Source organism: Nitrincola tibetensis (genome assembly GCF_003284585.1).
Classification (GTDB): Bacteria; Pseudomonadota; Gammaproteobacteria; order Pseudomonadales; family Balneatricaceae; genus Nitrincola; species Nitrincola tibetensis.
The window spans coordinates 265,577-285,149 of sequence record NZ_QKRX01000003.1 but is presented as its reverse complement, the minus strand read 5'-3'; the positions used below and the strand labels follow the sequence as shown (position 1 = coordinate 285,149).

At 48.2% G+C, this 19,573-nt stretch carries 19 protein-coding genes and 2 pseudogenes; 13 read left to right on the top strand and 8 right to left on the bottom strand.

Annotated elements, in window-relative coordinates:
• Positions 1 to 54: 54 nt before the first annotated feature.
• Both DN062_RS19040 and DN062_RS05660 read left to right on the top strand, forming a co-directional pair.
• Positions 55 to 249, top strand: a complete 195-nt coding sequence (locus DN062_RS19040; RefSeq protein ID WP_112158350.1) for a FitA-like ribbon-helix-helix domain-containing protein — start codon at positions 55 to 57, stop codon at positions 247 to 249.
• A 24-nt stretch (positions 250 to 273) separates the two neighbouring features.
• Positions 274 to 552: pseudogene (locus tag DN062_RS05660) on the top strand (type I restriction endonuclease subunit R); the annotation flags it as partial.
• A gap of 30 nt (positions 553 to 582) precedes the next feature.
• Here DN062_RS05660 and DN062_RS05655 read toward each other — a convergent pair.
• Positions 583 to 1,083: pseudogene (locus DN062_RS05655) on the bottom strand (IS3 family transposase); the annotation flags it as partial.
• Between the two features lie 549 nt (positions 1,084 to 1,632).
• Between DN062_RS05655 and trpB the strand changes: the two are divergent.
• From trpB to DN062_RS05600, 10 genes are all read left to right on the top strand, one after another.
• On the top strand, positions 1,633 to 2,835 hold the full coding sequence (gene trpB, locus DN062_RS05645; protein WP_112158349.1) for a tryptophan synthase subunit beta: 1,203 nt from the start codon (positions 1,633 to 1,635) through the stop codon (positions 2,833 to 2,835).
• A 275-nt stretch (positions 2,836 to 3,110) separates the two neighbouring features.
• Positions 3,111 to 3,413, top strand: coding sequence for an urease subunit gamma (gene ureA / locus DN062_RS05640; RefSeq protein ID WP_112158348.1), 303 nt, complete (start codon positions 3,111 to 3,113; stop codon positions 3,411 to 3,413).
• A 10-nt stretch (positions 3,414 to 3,423) separates the two neighbouring features.
• Entirely contained in the window at positions 3,424 to 3,729 is a 306-nt protein-coding gene (locus tag DN062_RS05635) for an urease subunit beta (RefSeq protein WP_036510883.1), read from the top strand.
• A 17-nt stretch (positions 3,730 to 3,746) separates the two neighbouring features.
• A complete protein-coding gene (gene ureC / locus DN062_RS05630; RefSeq protein WP_112158347.1) occupies positions 3,747 to 5,450 on the top strand; it encodes an urease subunit alpha in 1,704 nt (567 codons plus the stop codon).
• A 58-nt stretch (positions 5,451 to 5,508) separates the two neighbouring features.
• The gene (gene ureE, locus DN062_RS05625) at positions 5,509 to 5,985 is read left to right on the top strand and encodes an urease accessory protein UreE (protein WP_112158346.1); all 477 of its coding nucleotides are present in this window, start codon (positions 5,509 to 5,511) and stop codon (positions 5,983 to 5,985) included.
• A gap of 22 nt (positions 5,986 to 6,007) precedes the next feature.
• The gene (locus DN062_RS05620; RefSeq protein ID WP_162301253.1) at positions 6,008 to 6,565 is read left to right on the top strand and encodes a HupE/UreJ family protein; all 558 of its coding nucleotides are present in this window, start codon (positions 6,008 to 6,010) and stop codon (positions 6,563 to 6,565) included.
• Positions 6,566 to 6,569: 4 nt separating this feature from the next.
• Positions 6,570 to 7,235 (top strand): urease accessory protein UreF, encoded by a 666-nt coding sequence (locus tag DN062_RS05615; protein ID WP_112158344.1) that lies wholly within the window; start codon positions 6,570 to 6,572, stop codon positions 7,233 to 7,235.
• Positions 7,236 to 7,256: 21 nt separating this feature from the next.
• Complete coding sequence (gene ureG, locus DN062_RS05610; RefSeq protein WP_112158343.1) at positions 7,257 to 7,877, top strand: urease accessory protein UreG; 621 nt, start codon at positions 7,257 to 7,259, stop codon at positions 7,875 to 7,877.
• A 48-nt stretch (positions 7,878 to 7,925) separates the two neighbouring features.
• Positions 7,926 to 8,786, top strand: a complete 861-nt coding sequence (locus DN062_RS05605; protein ID WP_112158342.1) for an urease accessory protein UreD — start codon at positions 7,926 to 7,928, stop codon at positions 8,784 to 8,786.
• 85 nt (positions 8,787 to 8,871) lie between these two features.
• Entirely contained in the window at positions 8,872 to 11,391 is a 2,520-nt protein-coding gene (locus tag DN062_RS05600; RefSeq protein ID WP_112158341.1) for an EAL domain-containing protein, read from the top strand.
• 97 nt (positions 11,392 to 11,488) lie between these two features.
• Here DN062_RS05600 and DN062_RS05595 read toward each other — a convergent pair whose 3' ends face one another.
• The 6 genes from DN062_RS05595 to DN062_RS05570 all read right to left on the bottom strand — a co-directional run bounded on the left by DN062_RS05595 (position 11,489) and on the right by DN062_RS05570 (position 17,800).
• Positions 11,489 to 12,187 carry a GntR family transcriptional regulator gene (locus DN062_RS05595; protein ID WP_205126663.1) on the bottom strand — a complete coding sequence of 233 codons (699 nt, stop codon included), beginning with the start codon at positions 12,185 to 12,187 and terminating at the stop codon, positions 11,489 to 11,491.
• A gap of 62 nt (positions 12,188 to 12,249) precedes the next feature.
• Positions 12,250 to 13,224, bottom strand: coding sequence for an ABC transporter ATP-binding protein (locus DN062_RS05590; RefSeq protein WP_112158340.1), 975 nt, complete (start codon positions 13,222 to 13,224; stop codon positions 12,250 to 12,252).
• Positions 13,208 to 14,236: an ABC transporter ATP-binding protein gene (locus DN062_RS05585; protein ID WP_112158339.1), complete on the bottom strand. Its 1,029-nt coding sequence runs from the start codon at positions 14,234 to 14,236 to the stop codon at positions 13,208 to 13,210. Before DN062_RS05585 ends, DN062_RS05590 begins: the two co-directional genes overlap by 17 nt.
• Positions 14,237 to 14,242: 6 nt before the next feature.
• Positions 14,243 to 15,148: an ABC transporter permease gene (locus DN062_RS05580; RefSeq protein ID WP_112158338.1), complete on the bottom strand. Its 906-nt coding sequence runs from the start codon at positions 15,146 to 15,148 to the stop codon at positions 14,243 to 14,245.
• A gap of 4 nt (positions 15,149 to 15,152) precedes the next feature.
• On the bottom strand, positions 15,153 to 16,106 hold the full coding sequence (locus DN062_RS05575; protein WP_036510910.1) for an ABC transporter permease: 954 nt from the start codon (positions 16,104 to 16,106) through the stop codon (positions 15,153 to 15,155).
• Positions 16,107 to 16,168: 62 nt separating this feature from the next.
• Positions 16,169 to 17,800 carry an ABC transporter substrate-binding protein gene (locus DN062_RS05570; RefSeq protein WP_112158337.1) on the bottom strand — a complete coding sequence of 544 codons (1,632 nt, stop codon included), beginning with the start codon at positions 17,798 to 17,800 and terminating at the stop codon, positions 16,169 to 16,171.
• Between the two features lie 338 nt (positions 17,801 to 18,138).
• On the opposite strand from DN062_RS05570, the gene DN062_RS05565 reads away from it, so the two are divergent.
• Positions 18,139 to 18,876 carry an aspartate/glutamate racemase family protein gene (locus DN062_RS05565; RefSeq protein ID WP_112158336.1) on the top strand — a complete coding sequence of 246 codons (738 nt, stop codon included), beginning with the start codon at positions 18,139 to 18,141 and terminating at the stop codon, positions 18,874 to 18,876.
• A 10-nt stretch (positions 18,877 to 18,886) separates the two neighbouring features.
• Here the strand turns inward: DN062_RS05565 and DN062_RS05560 are convergent, their stop codons facing one another.
• Positions 18,887 to 19,495, bottom strand: coding sequence for a GNAT family N-acetyltransferase (locus DN062_RS05560; protein WP_112158335.1), 609 nt, complete (start codon positions 19,493 to 19,495; stop codon positions 18,887 to 18,889).
• Positions 19,496 to 19,573: the final 78 nt, after the last annotated feature.

Here is a 19,573-nt window from a genome sequence, read left to right as displayed (position 1 = left end):
GACTCAGCCCAACCTACACTGCATGCATTGTATTCAAACCGAGAGTGCTTATTTATGGCTATGCTAACTGTTAGAAACCTGCCTGATGAGGTTCACAAAGCTCTGCGAATCAGGGCAGCCTATAACGGAAGAAGCATGGAGGCCGAGGTTAGGCAAATACTTCAAATGGCGACTGAAAACCTTATAGTCAAAGCTGAGTTAGATATCCCTCAGCAAAGCGAACTGTCTGATAACAAATTGCAAAGCTAACTCTATCTTACATGGAAGAATCGCATGTCATCTGAAGCAGACACTCGGGCAAACTTCATAGATCCAGCGCTTAAAGCCGCACATTGGCAACCCAGCAATATTATCAGAGAGCACTACTTTACTGATGGAAGAAAAATGGCAGGTGGTGCCCGTGGAAGGCGTTGTTTTGTTGATTACCTGCTTCGTAAAGACAACCGCTACCTTGCCGTTGTTGAAGCTAAGAAAGACTCTGAGCACCCTACCAAAGGTCTTCAACAAGCCATCGACTACGCAGAGAAACTGTGTGTTCGCTTTGTCTACTCTGACGTGGTCAAGCTTTTATGTACACCCCAGTTAAGCAACTTTTCTCAGTTTGGCCATCTCGGCTTCATATTGATTTGGGCTCATATAGTCCAAGTATGAATGTAAGCGATGACTGTTGTAAAACATTGTGATGTAGTTCAGCACATCCTGATGCGCTTCGCGACGTGTCTGATAATGCCTCCACTGAACCCGCTCTTGTTTCAAGCTACCAAAGAAGCTTTCCACCACCGCATTGTCCCAGCAGTCACCTTTACGGCTCATGCTCCCTTCGAATCCGTGAGCTTTCAGCAGCCGGCGGTAATCGTTGCTAGCGTACTGGGAGCCGCGGTCCGAGTGAACGATCAGCCCCTCTGCCGGTCGACGTTGCCAGATCGCCATTCTGAGGGCATCACAGACCAGTTGTGCCTTCATACGCGAACCTATGCTCCAGCCCACTACCTTTCGTGAATAGAGGTCGATGACCACTGCAAGGTACAACCAGCCTTCCTGTGTCCAAAGGTAGGTGATATCCCCAGCGTATACACGATCAGGCGCAGTCCCTCTATCAGCCGGAACAGTTCAGCGCTACAGCCAATCTCGTAAAACTGATCGTGGCAAAACAGCAAAACGCAGAACGTTGGTAGTCGTTGAAGAAAAGTATGTAGTTGTATTTGATGACCCAAGAAAAGCTGGCGACCCGCATAGGTTTGTGACCGCTTTTCCAGCTGATCATGCCTATCTTGATAGAATTAAAAAAACGAGCTTCTTGGTTGAAACAAAACGAGGACGGAGATAAACCCCAGTCTTAACGGCGACTGAGGCGCAGCCACGAACCAAAACACTAGGTAAAGGTTCAACTAGCCCCGAAGAGCTTGAACGAAAGTATGGAAGACTAGAGCACTAATTTCAAGTTTTATATCGCTGACAACTTATCTGCAAGTTATCTGCAAGCAAAAAACCTTTCTCCTACCCCCACCACTAGCCACAACATTCATAAGGATAATTTCACCAAGACGCTTGCTCTTCCCGCTTCATTTAAAGATGATTAACTCACCGCATGAGCCCCTCGCTCTGCCATTATAATTTTTAAAGGATAGGTACATGAGTAAGTTAGAATTTGGCCCCATGCCTGATGCTCAAGGCTATTTTGGTGAATACGGTGGGCAGATTATTCCACCCGAGTTGCAAGCGGTGATGAATGATATAGACAAGGCCTACGAAGAAATTCGACAGATGCCCGAGTTTCAAGACGAGTTAAAAACACTGTTTGCAGACTACATTGGCCGTCCAAGTGCGCTCTTTCATGCACGTCGTTTGAGCGATAAACTCGGTGGGGCGCAAATCTTTTTGAAGCGCGAAGACTTAAATCATACCGGCGCACACAAGGTTAACCACTGCTTAGGCGAAGCCTTACTGGCGAAATACATGGGTAAAACCAAAGTCATTGCCGAAACTGGTGCAGGACAACATGGCGTTGCCTTGGCAACAGCCTGTGCATTGGTGGGTATTCCCTGTGAAATTCACATGGGACAGGTCGATATCGAAAAAGAACACCCCAATGTTGTCAAAATGAAAATATTAGGCTGTACGCTGATCCCTGTGACACGCGGAACCGCGACCTTAAAAGATGCAGTCGACAGCGCCTTTGAAGAGTACTTAAAAGATCCGCAAAACTACATCTACGCCATTGGCTCTGTTGTCGGTCCTCACCCCTTCCCAAAAATGGTGCGTGACTTCCAGTCAGTTATTGGCGAAGAAGCAAGAGAGCAGTTCCTCAGCCGTTTTGGCAAGTTGCCTGACTATCTGACCGCATGTGTTGGCGGCGGGTGTAACTCGATTGGCCTCTTCACTGCCTTTTTGAACGATGAAGATGTCCAAATGGTCGGGGTTGAGCCTGCAGGAAAAGGGCTGGATACAGATCAACATTCCGCGACCCTAACACTTGGTAAGCCTGGACAAATTCACGGTATGAAGTGCTACGTCTTAGAAACTGAAGACGGTGAACCCATGCCCGTTCACTCCATCGCGTCTGGGTTAGATTACCCAGGCGTCGGACCACAACACTCCTATTTGAAAGACCTAGGGCGCGTGCAATATGCAACAGCGACAGACCAAGAGTGTTTAGATGCCTATATGACACTGTCGCGTGTAGAAGGCATTATCCCAGCGCTTGAAAGCTCTCATGCGGTTGCCTGGGCGATTCGTACCGCGCCGACCTTAAGTAAAGACAAAACCATTTTGATCAATATTTCAGGGCGTGGCGACAAAGATGCCGATTATGTTGCCGAGTTGTTAAAGCTTTAATCTGCGAAAACCTTATGTGGATTGCGAGGTTGTTAAGCAATCCACATCACCCTGCTTGCAAGCACACACCGCCTCGCAGACCGCACCAAAATCTACCAACCACATCTTCAATAGCGTTATTTTGGTGCAATTTTCGCACCGAAAAAGAGCAGAAATAGCCCGATGCGCCGTCATAGGTCATGGCACGCTCTTTGCTAAATCAAAGACATACTTAAGCAAGTCTTTTTGACTCGTTGATTAATCGTCCGATACCGGACCTCAACCGAGACTAGGTTATGGAATTAACACCCCGCGAGAAAGACAAACTTTTACTCTTCACCGCAGCTTTAGTGGCCGAACGTCGCAAAGCACGCGGAGTAAAGCTCAATTATCCTGAGTCTATCGCTTACATCAGTGCCGCGATTATGGAGGGGGCTAGAGATGGACGCACTGTTGCTGAACTGATGGATTACGGTCGCACGCTGCTGAGTCGCGAAGATGTGATGGACGGGATTGCCGAGATGATTCCAGAAGTTCAAATTGAAGCGACCTTTCCGGATGGGACAAAGCTCGTCACTATCCATGATCCTATTGTCTGAGGAGTAGCACATGATTCCGGGTGAAATGAAAGTCCTGCCTGGTGACATTGAACTGAATGTTGGCCGCGAAACCCTTAGCGTGAGCGTTGCAAATACAGGCGATCGTCCCATACAACTGGGGTCTCATTATCATTTTTATGAAGCCAATGATGCCTTGCAATTTGATCGAGAAAAGACACGAGGCTTTCGCTTGAATATCGCCGCTGGAACAGCCGTACGTTTTGAGCCAGGGCAAAGTCGCACCGTCGAATTGGTTGCCTATGCAGGCGAGCGCAAGGTGTATGGATTTCAAGGCAAAATCATGGGCAGTCTATAAGACAACTGGAGGCTTCAATGGCAAGTATTTCACGGCAAGCCTATGCCGAAATGTTTGGTCCCACGACTGGGGATAAGTTACGTCTAGCGGATAGCGAGCTTTGGCTTGAAGTTGAAAAAGACTTCACCATTTACGGTGATGAAGTCAAATTTGGCGGTGGAAAAGTCATTCGCGATGGTATGGGACAAGCACAGTCAGTTTCAGAACTCACAGCCGATCTTGTGATTACGAATGCCTTGATCATCGATCATTGGGGCATCGTCAAAGCCGATGTGGGCGTTAAAAATGGACGCATTCAAGCCATCGGTAAAGCGGGCAACCCCGATACTCAACCCGGCGTCGATATTATTGTCGGCCCTGGTACCGAGGTAATCGCAGGTGAAGGCCAAATACTAACGGCAGGTGGCATTGATGCGCACATCCATTTTATTTGTCCGCAACAAATCGACGAAGCCATTTGCTCAGGGGTGACCACCATGCTCGGTGGCGGTACAGGTCCAGCGACGGGAACCAACGCTACCACCTGTACACCCGGGCCCTGGAACATACATCGTATGTTGGAGGCGGGCGATAGCCTACCCATCAACCTTGGCTTCATGGGCAAAGGCAATGCGAGCTTACCTGAAGCACTGCGGGAACAAATCAAAGCAGGTGCCATGGGGTTAAAACTGCATGAGGACTGGGGAACAACGCCTGCCGCTATCGACTGCTGTTTAAGTGTAGCCGACGAAATGGACATACAGGTGGCCATCCACACCGACACACTCAACGAGTCTGGCTTTGTCGAATCCACTCTGGCCGCGATTAATGGCCGTGTGATTCACACCTATCACACCGAAGGTGCTGGTGGTGGTCATGCACCCGACATCATTAAGGCCTGTGGTGAATCGAATGTTCTGCCCTCTTCGACCAACCCCACTCGTCCCTATACGATTAATACGGTCGATGAGCATTTAGATATGCTGATGGTCTGCCACCATCTTGATCCCGCCATCGCCGAAGATGTTGCCTTCGCCGAGTCACGTATTCGCCGTGAAACCATTGAGTCTGAAGATATTCTGCATGATCTGGGTGCTTTTTCGATGATTTCATCCGATTCACAAGCCATGGGGCGCGTGGGTGAAGTGATTACTCGGACTTGGCAGACCGCACACAAAATGCGTGTGCAACGTGGTCCTCTTCCTGAAGACTCCGAGCAAAATGACAACTTCAGAATCAAACGCTATATCGCCAAGTACACGATTAACCCAGCAATTGCCCATGGTATCAGCCATGAGGTTGGGTCAATTGAGGTCGGTAAGCTTGCAGATCTTGTGTTATGGAAACCCGCTTTTTTTGCCACAAAACCTAGCCTTATTATTAAAGGTGGATTGATTTCGATGGCGCCTATGGGCGATCCAAACGCCTCGATTCCCACACCCCAGCCCGTGCATTTTAGGCCGATGTTTGGGGCAATGGGTAAAGCGAGCCAGCAAACCTCAATGCTATTTCTGTCGCAAGCGGCGGTTACTGAAGGGATTCCAGAACAACTCGGCCTGCAAAGCTTGATCGGAGTGGTTAAAAACTGCCGAACGGCAACCAAAGACAAGATGATCCATAACGCTTACCAGCCTAAAATCGATGTAGACCCGCAAACCTATGAGGTGCGTGCCGATGGTCAGCTATTGACCTGCGAGCCTGCGACAGTGCTACCAATGGCTCAACGTTACTACTTGTTTTAAAAGAATTCACTGAAGCTTTTCATAGAAAAAGTAAAGTGCATAAAGAGATGGAAACACTATGTTACGTATCACCGAAAAACTGCACGATCAACCTCAGGCCTCAGCTAGCTTGAGCCTGAGCATCGATCAACGCATTCGCAGTCGTCTTAAAGTCACCTTGGATGATGGACGTGATGCCGGACTTTTTTTACCCCGTGGATTGATTCTGCGTGGGGGTGATCGCTTACGCACTGAGTGCGGAGTGATCATTGAAGTCAAGGCATCTCCTGAGTGGGTGTCAAGGGTGAGCACCGATGACCCCTTGTTACTTGCTCGCGTCAGCTATCATCTAGGCAATCGTCATGTTCCTTTGCAAATCGAATTAGGTTTCGTGTGCTATCAACATGATCATGTCTTAGACGATATGGTACGAGGATTAGGGGCAGACGTTGTTTGTGAACAACAGCCCTTTGAACCCGAAGCAGGTGCCTATAGCAGTGAAAGCAGTGGGCATCACCACGCGCATTCGCATGACGACACGCCTCATTCTCATTAATTGCTCATCAAAGGACTCTCCTATGAAAACGATCTACACTGTCCCCGCCCTATTAGGGCTCGTGTTAACGTCGCCCTTGGTGCTTGCCCATCCCGGCCATGAGCATGCAAGCCATGCGTTCACGTCTGGCTTGTTGCATCCACTAACGGGGTTAGACCACCTCGTCATGCTCCTTGGCATCGGGATGCTCGGCGCTTGGCAATCGCGCAAAGGGCGCACTCAGCTGTATATAGGGACGCTGGGTATTCTGTTTGCAGGGGCCGTCTTAGGTCTAATCACTCAAATCAGTGCAGGCATTGAGCTGGTGATTTTGGCGTCTATGTTTCTGATCGCCAGCGCCCTCTTTTTCTCTGCAAAGGGTTGGTTACCTATGATCGCCTCGTTAGTGTTGGTCATGTTTCACGGTTGGGCACATGGGCTCGAAATGCCAGCAGCAGGTGTATTTAGTTTCATGCCTGGCATGCTGATCATGGCAAGTTTCATAATGACCACTGGATATGTCTTGGGTAAAACCGTTCAACCCAAGTGGCTCGGTGCGGGCAGCGCTGTCGCCGCCGCTCTGATTGCCGTACTGGGATAAGTTGATGCTCGCCCATCTGCGACTCTATCAGCTCATTAGTCCCTCCTTACCCATCGGTGCATTCACCTATTCGCAAGGACTGGAGTGGGCGGTGGAGGCCGGTTGGGTCAAGGATCAGGCGAGCTTACAACAGTGGCTAGAAGGCGTGCTGCAATTAAGTGTTGCCCGCCTTGAGCTGCCAGTGCTGATTCGCTTACGCCAGGCCATGGACATTCAGGATGTGAAATCGACACTCCACTGGTCTCGCTATTTGTATGCGAGCCGAGAAACCTCAGAACTCAGAGCCGAAGAGCGCCAAAGAGGTAAAGCTCTGGGGGTGTTGCTGCCTTCATTGGGGGTCGAGATTACACCTGACCTCCAACCCGCTATTGATATGACTCAGTTAGCAGGAATGGCCTTGGCATCGCACCATTGGCAAATCCCAATCGAGGATTTGTGCACAGGGTATCTTTGGAGTTGGCTTGAAAACTCGGTGATGGCAGGTGTAAAACTGGTTCCTTTGGGCCAAACCAGTGGACAGCGTGTACTCCTAGACCTATCCGAGCAGTTACCTAACTTAGTTGAACTGTCCTTAAGCATTACAGATGAACAGGTTGCAGGTTCGACTCCCGCACTGGCCATCGCGAGTGCGCGTCATGAAACGCAATATACCCGTTTATTTCGTTCTTAATTTACCGATCAGGAATTGATTATGAGTGACTACAAATCGCCGTTACGTATAGGTGTTGGTGGCCCGGTGGGCTCTGGCAAGACAGCCCTTCTCGAAGTGCTTTGCAAAGCCATTCGCGATAAATACAGCATCGCCGTGGTCACCAATGATATTTACACCCAAGAAGATGCCAAAATACTCACCCGTGCCGAAGCCTTACCGGCAGATCGCATTGTTGGCGTTGAAACGGGTGGCTGTCCGCATACGGCGATTCGTGAAGATGCCTCGATGAACTTGGCCGCTGTAGAGGAGTTGGCAAGACTGCACAAAGATCTGGATGTTGTATTTGTCGAAAGTGGCGGTGATAACCTGAGTGCCACGTTCAGCCCAGAACTGGCGGATCTGACCATTTACGTCATTGACGTTGCAGAAGGTGAAAAAATCCCACGTAAAGGCGGTCCAGGCATCACTAAGTCCGATTTACTGGTCATTAATAAAATCGACCTTGCGCCTTATGTGGGTGCCAGCTTAGAGGTGATGGAAGCCGATACAAAGCGTATGCGACCGAACCGTCCTTACGTCTTTACCAACCTCAAAATCGGTACAGGTTTAGACGTTATTATTGATTTCGTTATCAAACAAGGCATGTTAGACGCCAAATAAAGCGCTGATTTTTATTCAAATGTTGATATCACCTAAAAGGTCCTAAGCATGACTGACTTAAGCATTGTTTCTGCTCCTGAGGCAAAGCCAGCAGCTTCCTCCGGCTGGAAAGCACGGATCGAGCTTACCTATGCCTATCGGCATGCCAAAACACGCTTAGTTCGATGTCAACGTCAGGGCCCTTTATCCGTTCAACGCGCTTTTTATCCCGAAAATGATGTCTGCCACACCTACCTTCTACACCCGCCAGGAGGAGTGGTTGGCAGCGATCAGTTAAATGTCCAAGTACAGGTTGAAGAAAAGGCCCATGCCTTAATCACAACCCCAGGGGCGACTAAGTTCTATCGTTCGGGTGGGCGCCTTGCGACGTACCATCAGCATTTGCAACTCGCAGCGGGTGCCTGCCTAGAATGGTTTCCACAGGAAAACATTTTTTTCCCCGACAGTCAGGTCAGGATGAACACTCAGATAGATCTGCACTCTGACTCTCGATTCATCGGCTGGGAAATTATGTGTTTAGGTCGCCCAGTGATACACGAACGCTTTACTCAAGGCCAACTCACCGCCTCAACCCAGTTTTTCGTGGATGGGGCGCCATTACTGATCGAGCATCTATTAAGCGATGGCGATTCACAACAGGCATCTCTTGCTGGGATGCATGGCTATCCCATGCAGGCTACTCTGCTCATCTACCCAGCAACGGATGCCCTTCTACCGCGCGTCCAAGCATTAATGCTGAACGAAACGCAGATTATCAGCGCTGTTACCTTATTAGATTCATTATTGGTGATTCGCGTGTTAGGCCACCAAACTGAAGCTCTTATGGCGTTGCTCACCCAAGTCTGGTCTGAAGTACGGCCTGATATCATCGGAAAACCCGCATGCATTCCACGTATTTGGGCAACTTGAGCAGCCCACAATCGCCTGATAATTAGAGGATTTATAATTTAAGACTATACTGGGTTAGAGTTAAATACATTTATCAGGTTGGAAGATGCTCAAATACCTCGTTTATTGTCTAATCCTGTTTGGTACTGCCAACACTTGGGCCTCCACGATCAAACTCGGTGTTTACCATAACCAACCTAAACTATTCTTATCTGAGCAAGGGGACGTTAAAGGGATTTTTGGTGAGCTTTTGCTCGAAATCGCTCGACAAGAACAATGGACAATTGAACCTGTCGCCTGCCAGTGGGAAGACTGCTTAGCACTTCTGCAGCAAAATCAAATCAACCTGCTCCCAGATGTCGCACCCAACGCTGAAAGACGTGCCCTGTTTGTGTTTCACGATGAGCCCGTTTTACATAGCTGGTCACAGGTTTTTCAACACCAATCACAACAGATCGACTCAATACTCGATCTTAACCAAAAGCAGCTAGCTGTATTATCAGGTTCTGTTCAACAACGACACCTAGAACAACTGATGAGTGAATTTGGTATCGTCATCCATCTGCTCGAAGTTGACACCCTCGTTGAGGGTTTAGAGGCGGTAGAAGAGCAACGGGTGGATGGGTTAGTGACCAACCATTTGTTTGGCAGTTTGCATGCCGATGCTTATGATATGACGGAAACAAGCATTATGTTTGGTGCGACAGGCCTGTATTTCGCCGCCAATCCACAATGGCCACAACATACACAGACTCTTTCTCGTATTGATCATTGGTTACACGAGTGGAAAACAGCACCGCAATCCTTTTATCATCAGGTGATCAGTGGTTGGAAACCCGCTAAAATTCAGCCCTTTATTCCAACCAGTCTGTGGGCTACCTTGGCCTTACTGATTGTAACTTTACTGTTTAGCAGTTGGCTCATTAAAATTCTGCGCAAGCAAGCCCGTCACTTCAAATCAGCACTTCTAACCACCCATCAACACTTATCTGTGATCCTTGAAAACTTAGACACCTATGTTTATATCAAAGACACCCAATTCCGTTACACCTACGTTAGCAAATCCGTTTGCCAACGCTTTCAAGCCAAGGAGTCGGAGATTATCGGAAAAACCGCGTATGATTTTTTTGATGCGGAAACCGCAGCCAATATCCATGATTTTGATCAACGTGTGCTAATACAGGGTGAACGAATCATCGAAGAAGAGCGGAATCGTATCCAGAATGAGCACAATCCCGTCACTTTTTTGTCGATAAAAACCCCTTTAAGAAATGAAAAAGGGGAAATCACCGGTGTGTGCGGTATTTCAACCGATATCACTTTGCAAACTCAGTACCAAGAAGAAGTGCATCAGCTTATTTTCTTTGACTTACTCACAGGCCTCCCCAACCGAAAGTTTATAGTGGAGCATTTGTCAAAAATCTTGAAAGCCGAGGATCAACCCTCAATGCATGGTTTTATTGTCATGATCGACCTAGATAATTTTAGAGACTTGAATGATACATTTGGGCATGATGCGGGAGATAAATACCTCAATCACATTGCCAAAAACATCAAAAAACAGCTACGTTCCAACCAAACTCTAGGCCGTTTTGGGGGAGATGAGTTTGTCCTCATCGCCGAGTTAACACCTTTGCAAGCTGTCAATATTTTAGATCATATTCAACGCACCCTCGTACGTGTGAAACACGCCTGTTCTGAACCTTTTAATATTGATTCCAAAGCTTACCTGTCCAGTATCAGCATGGGTATTTCACTTTTTTCAGATGCTAAGAAGGGGGCTGTTGATGGCTTAAAACAAGCAGAACTGGCAATGTACGATGCCAAAAAAGCAGGACGTGATCAGATTCGATTTTTTGATTTCGAAATGCAAGAGCAAGCGGATAAACGCACCGAACTTGAAGCGGGGATTCGCAAAGGGCTCGATAGCCAAGAGTTCTGCCTATATTATCAATCTCAACATGAGGCAGATGGCTCAGTACTCGGTTACGAAGCCTTGGTTCGCTGGGTACGTGAAGGAGTCGTTATCCCTCCTTCTGACTTTATTCCACAAGCCGAGCAGTCAGGACTGATCATTCCTCTAGGTCAATGGATTCTAAAAACCGCCTGTGAGCAACTGGCTAAATGGAAAGAACTCCCAGACAAACAGCATCTTAGTATTGCCGTTAATATCAGTGCCGTCCAATTTCAAGACCCTAAATTCGCTCAACAGGTGATAAGCCTCTTGGATCAAACTCAAGCACCCGCTGATCGTCTGGAGCTTGAGATCACTGAGAGCATGCTGATCAGCGACCTTGATAAAATCATCGATATCCTCTTGCTATTAAAAACAAGGGGGATACGCTTTTCACTGGATGACTTTGGTACAGGCTACTCATCGCTGGATCGGCTGACCAATCTCCCCTTAGATCAACTCAAAATTGATCAACGCTTTGTCCGTAATCTAGACAAACACTCTCGCGATGCGGCGGTGGTCAAAACCATAATTGACCTAGGGCGTAATCTTGGCTTATCTGTGATTGCAGAAGGTGTCGAGACGGACAACCAACGTGAACGCCTGCTTGAACTCGGGTGCTATCAATTTCAGGGCTATCTTTTTGCTAAGCCAGCTTTACTGCCCGAATAGCGCCCTATTCAGAATCGCGAAATACAAAGCTGTTCACCGACTAGGGGGGATATCCTCGCATGGACATCACGTGTTAAGAGCGATAAGCCTAAACAACTTAGCTCAACATTTCTTGAAACACCGATTCTATATCAAAATCCTCTTGATCTTCTTCATCGATCTTCAATGACTTCTCAACATGATCCAAATGTTCAAGCATCAAACGCCGTGCGGCATTGGCATCGCCTGCGGCGATGGCTGAAACGATGTCACTATGTTCATCATCCTTGCAAGCGGAGGCATTGGGCGAGTCATAGAGGCTAATGATCAAACTCGATAGCGCCGTTAAGCGTCGAACGATATCGCAAAACAAACTATTGCCCGTCAACTCAGCCAGTAGCAAATGAAAATCACCTGTCAACTGAGTTAAACGACCGTGGTCTTTTGCCGCGCGCGCACGGCTTTCATCCTTAAGGTGTTGCTGAAGCCGTGTAATCACACGTTGCTCCGGTGCTTGTGCGAGCACCTCAACCACGGAGACCTCAATAGCACGACGCGCAGCAAACACTTCACTGGCCTCTTTAGCGCTCGGTCGGGCCACATACGCCCCTCGGTTATGCTTAAGTGTGATAATACGATCTTGCGCCAAGCGAAAAAAAACCTCACGTAAGCGTGTGCGACTGACTCCAAACACTCGGCACAGGCGCTCTTCCGAGAGCTTAAGACCAGGAGGCAGTTTTCGATTGGCAATGGCACTGAACATCAAATCATAAATACTTTGATTGTCGCTGACCGCAGGCATTTTCACTTTAACCACAATTTTCCCCTAAGACCTTGGCAGAAAGAGCACGTCTTACAAGCTCACTATTCTACGCAATCCTAAGCTTGAGATACATCCGCATGGATACAACGCGTCCAACGCGGGGCTAGAGTATTGACTCCTGGCAGAGGTGACAAACAACGGGATGACGCCTGTGCACAACGTGGCGCAAATGCACATTCGTCGATCCGTCTGATCAACTGCGGCGGCGCGCCTGGTATCGCAGGTAAAGCCTGGTTGCGGTCCATGCCTGGATGCACGGTAGCGCCGAGCAACCCCTGAGTATAAGGGTGCCATGGCCTGGATAATACCTCTTGTACGGGCCCTTGCTCAATGATGCGACCGGCGTACATCACCGCTGTTCGATCCGCCACTTCAATCGCCACACCGACATCATGGGTCACAAAAATCATACTCATGCCCAACTCACGCTGCAGCTCTTTAAGCAACAAAAGCACCTGAATTTGAACCGTTGCGTCCAAGGCTGTCGTGGGTTCATCTGCAAGCAACACTCGCGGCTTACACGCGAGGGCCAATGCGATCATCGCCCGTTGGCGCATTCCTCCTGACATTTCATGTGGATAAGCATCTAAGCGCTTCGCGGCAGAAGGAATTCTGACACGATCCAGCATTTCCAGGGCTCGTTGCCTTGCTTCTTTATAGCCAATCCGCTCATGACGCATCACCGACTCAGCAATTTGGTCACCAACGGTAAAGACGGGATCAAACGCCAACATGGGCTCTTGAAAGACCATCGACACAGTTTTACCGCGCATCGCAGATAATGCCTTGGGCTTCATCTTCAGTACATCTTGCCCCTCAACCAGCACCTGTCCCTCAATCTGAGTTTTATGCATGGGATGGAGCCGCATGAGCGATTTTAACGTCACACTTTTACCACAACCCGACTCACCGAGTAAGGCCAATGTCTCACCTGCCGCTAAATCAAAACTGACATTATTAACAGCAAAAATCGACCCCTCTTCCCCTTTAAACGTGACATTTAGATTCTTGACCTCAACCACGGGGTTCATGGCTCACCTCCTGTAAACGGATATAGGTTTGATGGTCTACACTGCCAGGCAATTTAAAACAGGCGGCTTTATGACTGCCTGAGACCTTCACTGTTTCAGGCTCTTTCTCTGCACAAATGGCTTTCGCGAACTGACAACGTGGGTGGAAACGACACCCCTTAGGTGGAGCGATGGGATTTGGCGGATCGCCCTCTAACACGATATAGTTTTTCGATTGACCCGGTGTTTGCGCAGGTACCGAATTCAACAAAGCACGTGTGTAAGGATGAGCAGGGTTTTCATAGAGCTGTGCCACCGGGCCAGACTCAACCACCTGCCCAAGATACATCACCATCACGTCGTCGCTGATGTATTGCACAACATTCAAATCATGTGAAATAAACAAGTAAGTGAGTTCAAACTCTTTCTTCAGGTCGGACAATAGATTCAAAACCTGCGCTTGCACCGATTTATCCAAGGCCGAGACAGCCTCATCTAAAATGACAATTTCGGGCTTGATCGCCAAGGCTCTAGCTATGTTCACTCGCTGGCGTTGACCCCCAGACAGTTCGTGTGGGTAACGACGAATAAACACACTGGGGTTTAAGCCAACCCTATCGAGCAAGTCACGCGCTTGCTGTCGCGCCAAGGTTTCGCTCACTCCATGAATTTGTGGACCGAAGGCAATGGAGTCTTCAATGGTTAAGCGCGGATTAAGGGAGGCATAGGAGTCCTGAAACACCATCTGCATTTGGCGGCGCAACTGGGCAACGGGATGCCGCCCGCCAATGTTACCAAACTCTTTTCCACGAATACTGATACGCCCTTCATCGGGTTCGATCAAATGCATTAACAGCCGCGCAGTTGTTGATTTTCCGCAACCTGACTCACCGACAATGCCGAGGGTACGTCCCTTTTCAACATCAAAACTCACGCTTTCGACCGCATGCACTACCTGAGTGGGACGTCCAAACAGGTCCTTGCCGATCGGAAAATGCTTTTTTAAATCCTGTACACGTAATAAAGCACTCATGGTTGATTACCTCTTAATATCCATTGCGCCACGTAATCCATCCGAGAGCAGGTTAAAACACAGTGACGTGATAAAAATCATCAATCCGGGTAAAACGGAGATCCAAGGCTGCACATAAATGGATTGACGCAGGGTATTCAGCATCAAGCCCCACTCCGCTACCGGAGGCTTCACGCCTAAACCCAAAAAGCTCAAGCCCGCTGCTAAAATCATGCACACAGAAACAAGACTGGTGGCATAAATAAACACAGGCCCCAGCACGTTCCCTAGCACGTGTACACGAATGATCGTAAAGGAGTTGGCACCCGAAGCGCGCGCCGCATCGACAAAGTCGAGGTTACGTACCGAGGTGGTGACACTTTCGGCCACTCGGGCAATAGGCGGAATAAAGACCAGCGTTAAGGACAAAATCGCATTAACAAACCCTGCCCCCAAGGCGCCCGAGATCGCAATGGCCAACAGCACAGCCGGAAAAGCAAAAAAGACATCGGTTGTGCGCATGATCAATGTATTCCACCAACCACCGAAGAAGCCTGCAACCAAACCAAGGCTGGTTCCAATTAGGAAGGCAATGAATACAGGCAAGAGCCCCATTAACAAACTCATTTGTCCGCCGTACATCAACCGCGACAGCATATCTCGACCTAACTCGTCCGTACCTAACCAGTGTCCAGTGGTTCCAATCGCCGAGAGTCGTTTTAACATAGTGCCTTGCGCCGGATCATACGGGGCCAGTAAAGGTGCGAAGACGGCCATCAAGACCAAACTTAACAGCACCAAGGCACAGGCAACCGATACTTTATCGCGCTTCAAACGCATCCAAACCGTCGCCCAATAGCCTCTGGATATCGCCGCCGTTTCAGCGGCGGTCGCAAACGCCTGAGCACTTAGATTCTGTGTTGTCGAATTCATGGGCTTAGCCTCGCTTAATACGTGGGTCCATCAGTGTCTGTAAAACATCCACCAATAAATTCAGTGCCACAAAAAACATGGCCAATACCAAAATAATGCCTTGTAACAACGGGATATCCCGCTGGAAAATGGCCGTATTTAATAAATACCCAGTACCCGGCCAGGAAAAAACGGTCTCGACTAAAATAGAACCGCCTAACAGATAACCAAATTGCAAGCCCATGACGGACAGAACAGTCGGCGCTGCATTTTTAGCCACGTGCAGTGTGATGCGGCTGGCACGTAAACCACGGGCTTGCAATGCTACGACAAACTCCGAGTTCAAAATCTCGGATACAGTGGCTCGAACCGTACGTGTCACAATCCCCATCGGAATAAAACACATGGTGACGGCGGGTAAAACAAGATGTTGCAAATGCGCCCAGTCCCAACGCCAGTTCGAAGAGCCACCGGGCCCTGCACCCATTGAGGGCAGCCAATCCAACTGCACCGAAAAAATAATGACGAGCAGTAAACCTAACCAGTAATGAGGGATAGAAACACCGGTAATGGCCACTGCGGTGGCTACTTTATCTACCCACGTACCATTATAAAAAGCCGCTAATGCTCCTAATAAAATGCCACCGCTAAAACCGATAAAGGCAGAGGCAAACGCAAGTGTCAGTGTATTGCTCAAAGCTAAACCTATGTCGCCCATCACAGGACGACCCGTAGCAACAGAAACGCCTAAATCCCCCTGCACCGCTCGCTGTATCCATGAACCAAACTGAACAATTAAGGGCCGATCCATGCCATAGGCTTCTTTAATGGCAATCACGACTTCAGCAGGGGCATCAGCCGGAATGACAGCTGTCAGTGGATCACCTGGCGCCAAGTGCACTAATGAAAAGCACACGGCTGCAACAGCCAGCGCAATCGGAATAGCGAACAAAAAACGCCGGATAATAAATGCAAACATATGCTTCTCCTGGGTATTCCTAGGCACTTGTTCAACAAGTGCCTAGGTGACCGAGACTACAACTAGTCTTTCATGTGTACAGGGGTCAGATCTTGGAACCAGCTCTTGGCTTGCACAAAGCCTGTGACCTTCTCACTCATCGCTCTTGGGCCCGTATCATGAGCAACAAATAAATAAGGTGAATCCTCAACGATGGTTTCATGCAGCTGGGTATAGACCCGCAGGTTTTCGGCGGGATCAAACGCTGTTTGCAAATCAGCGATCAAACCATCCACCTCTACATTTTTGTAATGCCCCCAGTTCAAGGAAACAGGCGCTACGTTTTTGGAGTCCATAAAGCGGATTAATGCGGCAAAAGGATCATGAGTTGCAAAGGTAATATTGGTGGCATGCGCTCCCATTGAGGCAGGATCTGCAGCCCCTTGTCGCCAGTTATTAAACAAGGTCTCCCACACCAACACCTCAAAGCTGATTTCTATGCCTACCTCTTTCAACTGCTGCTGAATCAACTCATTCATCTGCAAAGGCTGCATTTGCCCAGAGCCCGATGCTGATATCAGCACTTTGGCTTGCACCGGATTGCTCGCTCCATAGCCTGCTTCTGCTAATAAGGCTTTTGCGGCTTCAGGGTCATAACTGATTTTGAAATCTGGATCACCAAAAGCAGGATCATCCGGTAGAAGCAGCCCTTGCGCAGGCACCATATAACCACCGAGTAGCTGCTGAATCGATTCACGATCCACGGCCAAATTAGCCGCCTGTCTAACACGCTTATCCAACCAAGGTGAGCCATCTAAAAAGCTAAATTGCCAAGGCCAAATATGGGGATAACCATTGCTAGTGATTTGATACCCTCGGCTTTGTAGCATGGGCAAGGTATCGGCAGGCGGATTCTCTATCCAGTCGACTTGACGAGACAGCAAGGCATTGGCTCGAGTGTTGGCTTCAGGAATCGGTATCAACACGATCCGTTCAGCTTGTGCTTTACGCGCTTCATTCCAATAGTCATGGTTCGGAATCAACTCGGCACGCTCACGCGGCACCAATCGATCTAACTTGAAAGGTCCTGTTCCTGATGGATTTTGTTCAAAGGCTTTCCAATCACCACCGAGCGCTTCCCAATGAGCAGGGCTGGACATAAACATAAATGGTAACTGGTTAATGAACATTGCGTTCGGTGTTTTGGTCGTAATTTCGACAGTGTATTCATCAATTTTTTGGATGCTTTCAAATGCAGGTAAACGCGCGACCACCTGCGCGGCTTGCTGAGCATCATACTGGGGAGACTTATCGTTAAAAATCTTATCGAAGTTAAACAATACTGCATCAGCATTGAACTCAGACCCATCATGGAACTTCACTCCTTGGCGCAGTGTAAACGTCCATTTTCGTGGATCGCTCTCATCTACGCTCCACTGCGTCGCTAACTGTGGCACTAAAGGTGCGACTTTATCTTCAACGGATAAATCCCAGCTCACCAATGCGTCGTAAAGTGTCATCCCTGTAAAACGAACACCCTCAAATCCTGAGTTGGGTGCCCCTGATGTTAAAGGGATATCCGATGCTGTCATGCCAATTCGCACCACACCTTGGGCCTGAGCAGTTAAAGGCAAGAGTGCGACGAGGCTCGCAACCGTTAAGGCTTTTAGCGGAAAACGCAAACAAGTCTTTGCAACAGAAGGTACCGATTTCATAGTTAAGCTCCTTTGATAACGTACAGGAGCCTTTTGCACAGGCCGTGCCAGTTTATGTATTTATTTTTGTATTTTTAATTGTATTCAATAAAATCGGGCGTTTGCTCTATTCACCCCCACTTATTACAGAAGCATTCAAACCCTTTCTGATCACTTTTCACAACCAAACTGCACCAAACCAATACAAAAATCACTAAAATGCACCTTTAACGTGCGATAAATCTTATTAAAACGATGTAAAACCTAAAATCTATGAAAATATTTATTTGGGAACATCTAGGAATTTTGATCTTCTTTGTATATCTTAAAACAAATATTGTATACAGGATTACAAAGCCATGTTCATAAATCTCATCAATCCTAACACCTCAGTCTCCATGACAGACTGTATTCACCAAGCGGCTAAATCAACTTCAAGTCCGCAAACACAGCTTCGCGCTTGCCACCCCAGTGAAGGGGTTGCGTCGATTGAGGGATACTTGGATGAACTCGTAGCGGCGACTGGCGTGATCGAACAAGTAATAGAAGGGGAAAAAGTGGGTTGCCAGGCTCATATTTTGGCTTGCTTTGGCGATCCCGGTTTAGATGCTGCACGCGAAGTGGCTAACGTCCCAGTCATTGGGATCGCTGAAGCAGCAATGCACACGGCTAGCTTGTTAGGTCACAAATTTAGCATTGTCACCACCCTGTCACGCACTCTGCCCATGAGCGAGCATCTGGTGCACAAATACGGCATGACGGCTCATTGTGGTGGAGTCAGTGCAGTGGAAATTGCCGTATTGGAGCTTCATAATCCAGAATCAGATGCCTACCAACGCATTTTAATGGCCTGTCAGGCCGCAATAAAAGATGAGCAAGCTGACGCTATTGTATTAGGTTGTGCCGGAATGGCTGACTTAACCCGAAGATTGCAAAATGCCTTAGGCATTCCTGTGATTGATGGCGTAAGTGCGGCTGTGGGAATGGCCGAAATGCTGATACGTTGTGGACTCACAACCGGAAAACGCCACGCCTACGCAGCCCCCTTACTAAAAACCTATAGTGGCTGGGCTGGAAACCTACTGAATAGAGCTTGATCTTATCAAGCTAGTTATTTGACAATAGATTTTTTCGCATGACATGGACTTTTGTAAAATTAAAAATCTTAGGTAAAAAAGACAAATTCAAGCTTTTAACAATCTGGTAACCTCGTTGTTTATACAACTCGAGTCCGGCCGTGTTTGTTTCAGAGACATCCAATTCTATATAAGGCAATGAAGTGGTGCGGGCCAGTACCTCCACATAGTCGAGCATAGATGACGCAACGCCTTGACGCCTTCGATTCGGTTGCACTTTAATGCCATACACATAAAATGCATTTCCTGTTGAGAAATGTTCGACCAGATAAAAAATTAAATAACGATACCAACCCGTCCATCGACCAAAGACCTCGTTAAATCGACGAAAGGTCGGGGCATAAGGCCCTTTCTTGCCGTACTTAAAGGCAAGAAAGCCAACAGGAATATTGTTTTGCTTCGCGACCACCACTCGTGTCCAATCAATCGACGTATGGAACAAGGCAAAGCGCTGATCAGCATCGCCTATAATGGCATTCATCGAACCTCTTCCCGTCGCAACAAGTTGCAACACCTCAAAATCAATGGATTTCTCAGACGAGAAGGTCACTACATCAACTAACGCTCGTTTTCTTTCCATACAGCCTCATTGGTGGAAAACCATGCTTTTTTAGTCATCAAAGCCGCGAATACTTTGTTTGTTTTAATTAGCCGAGCC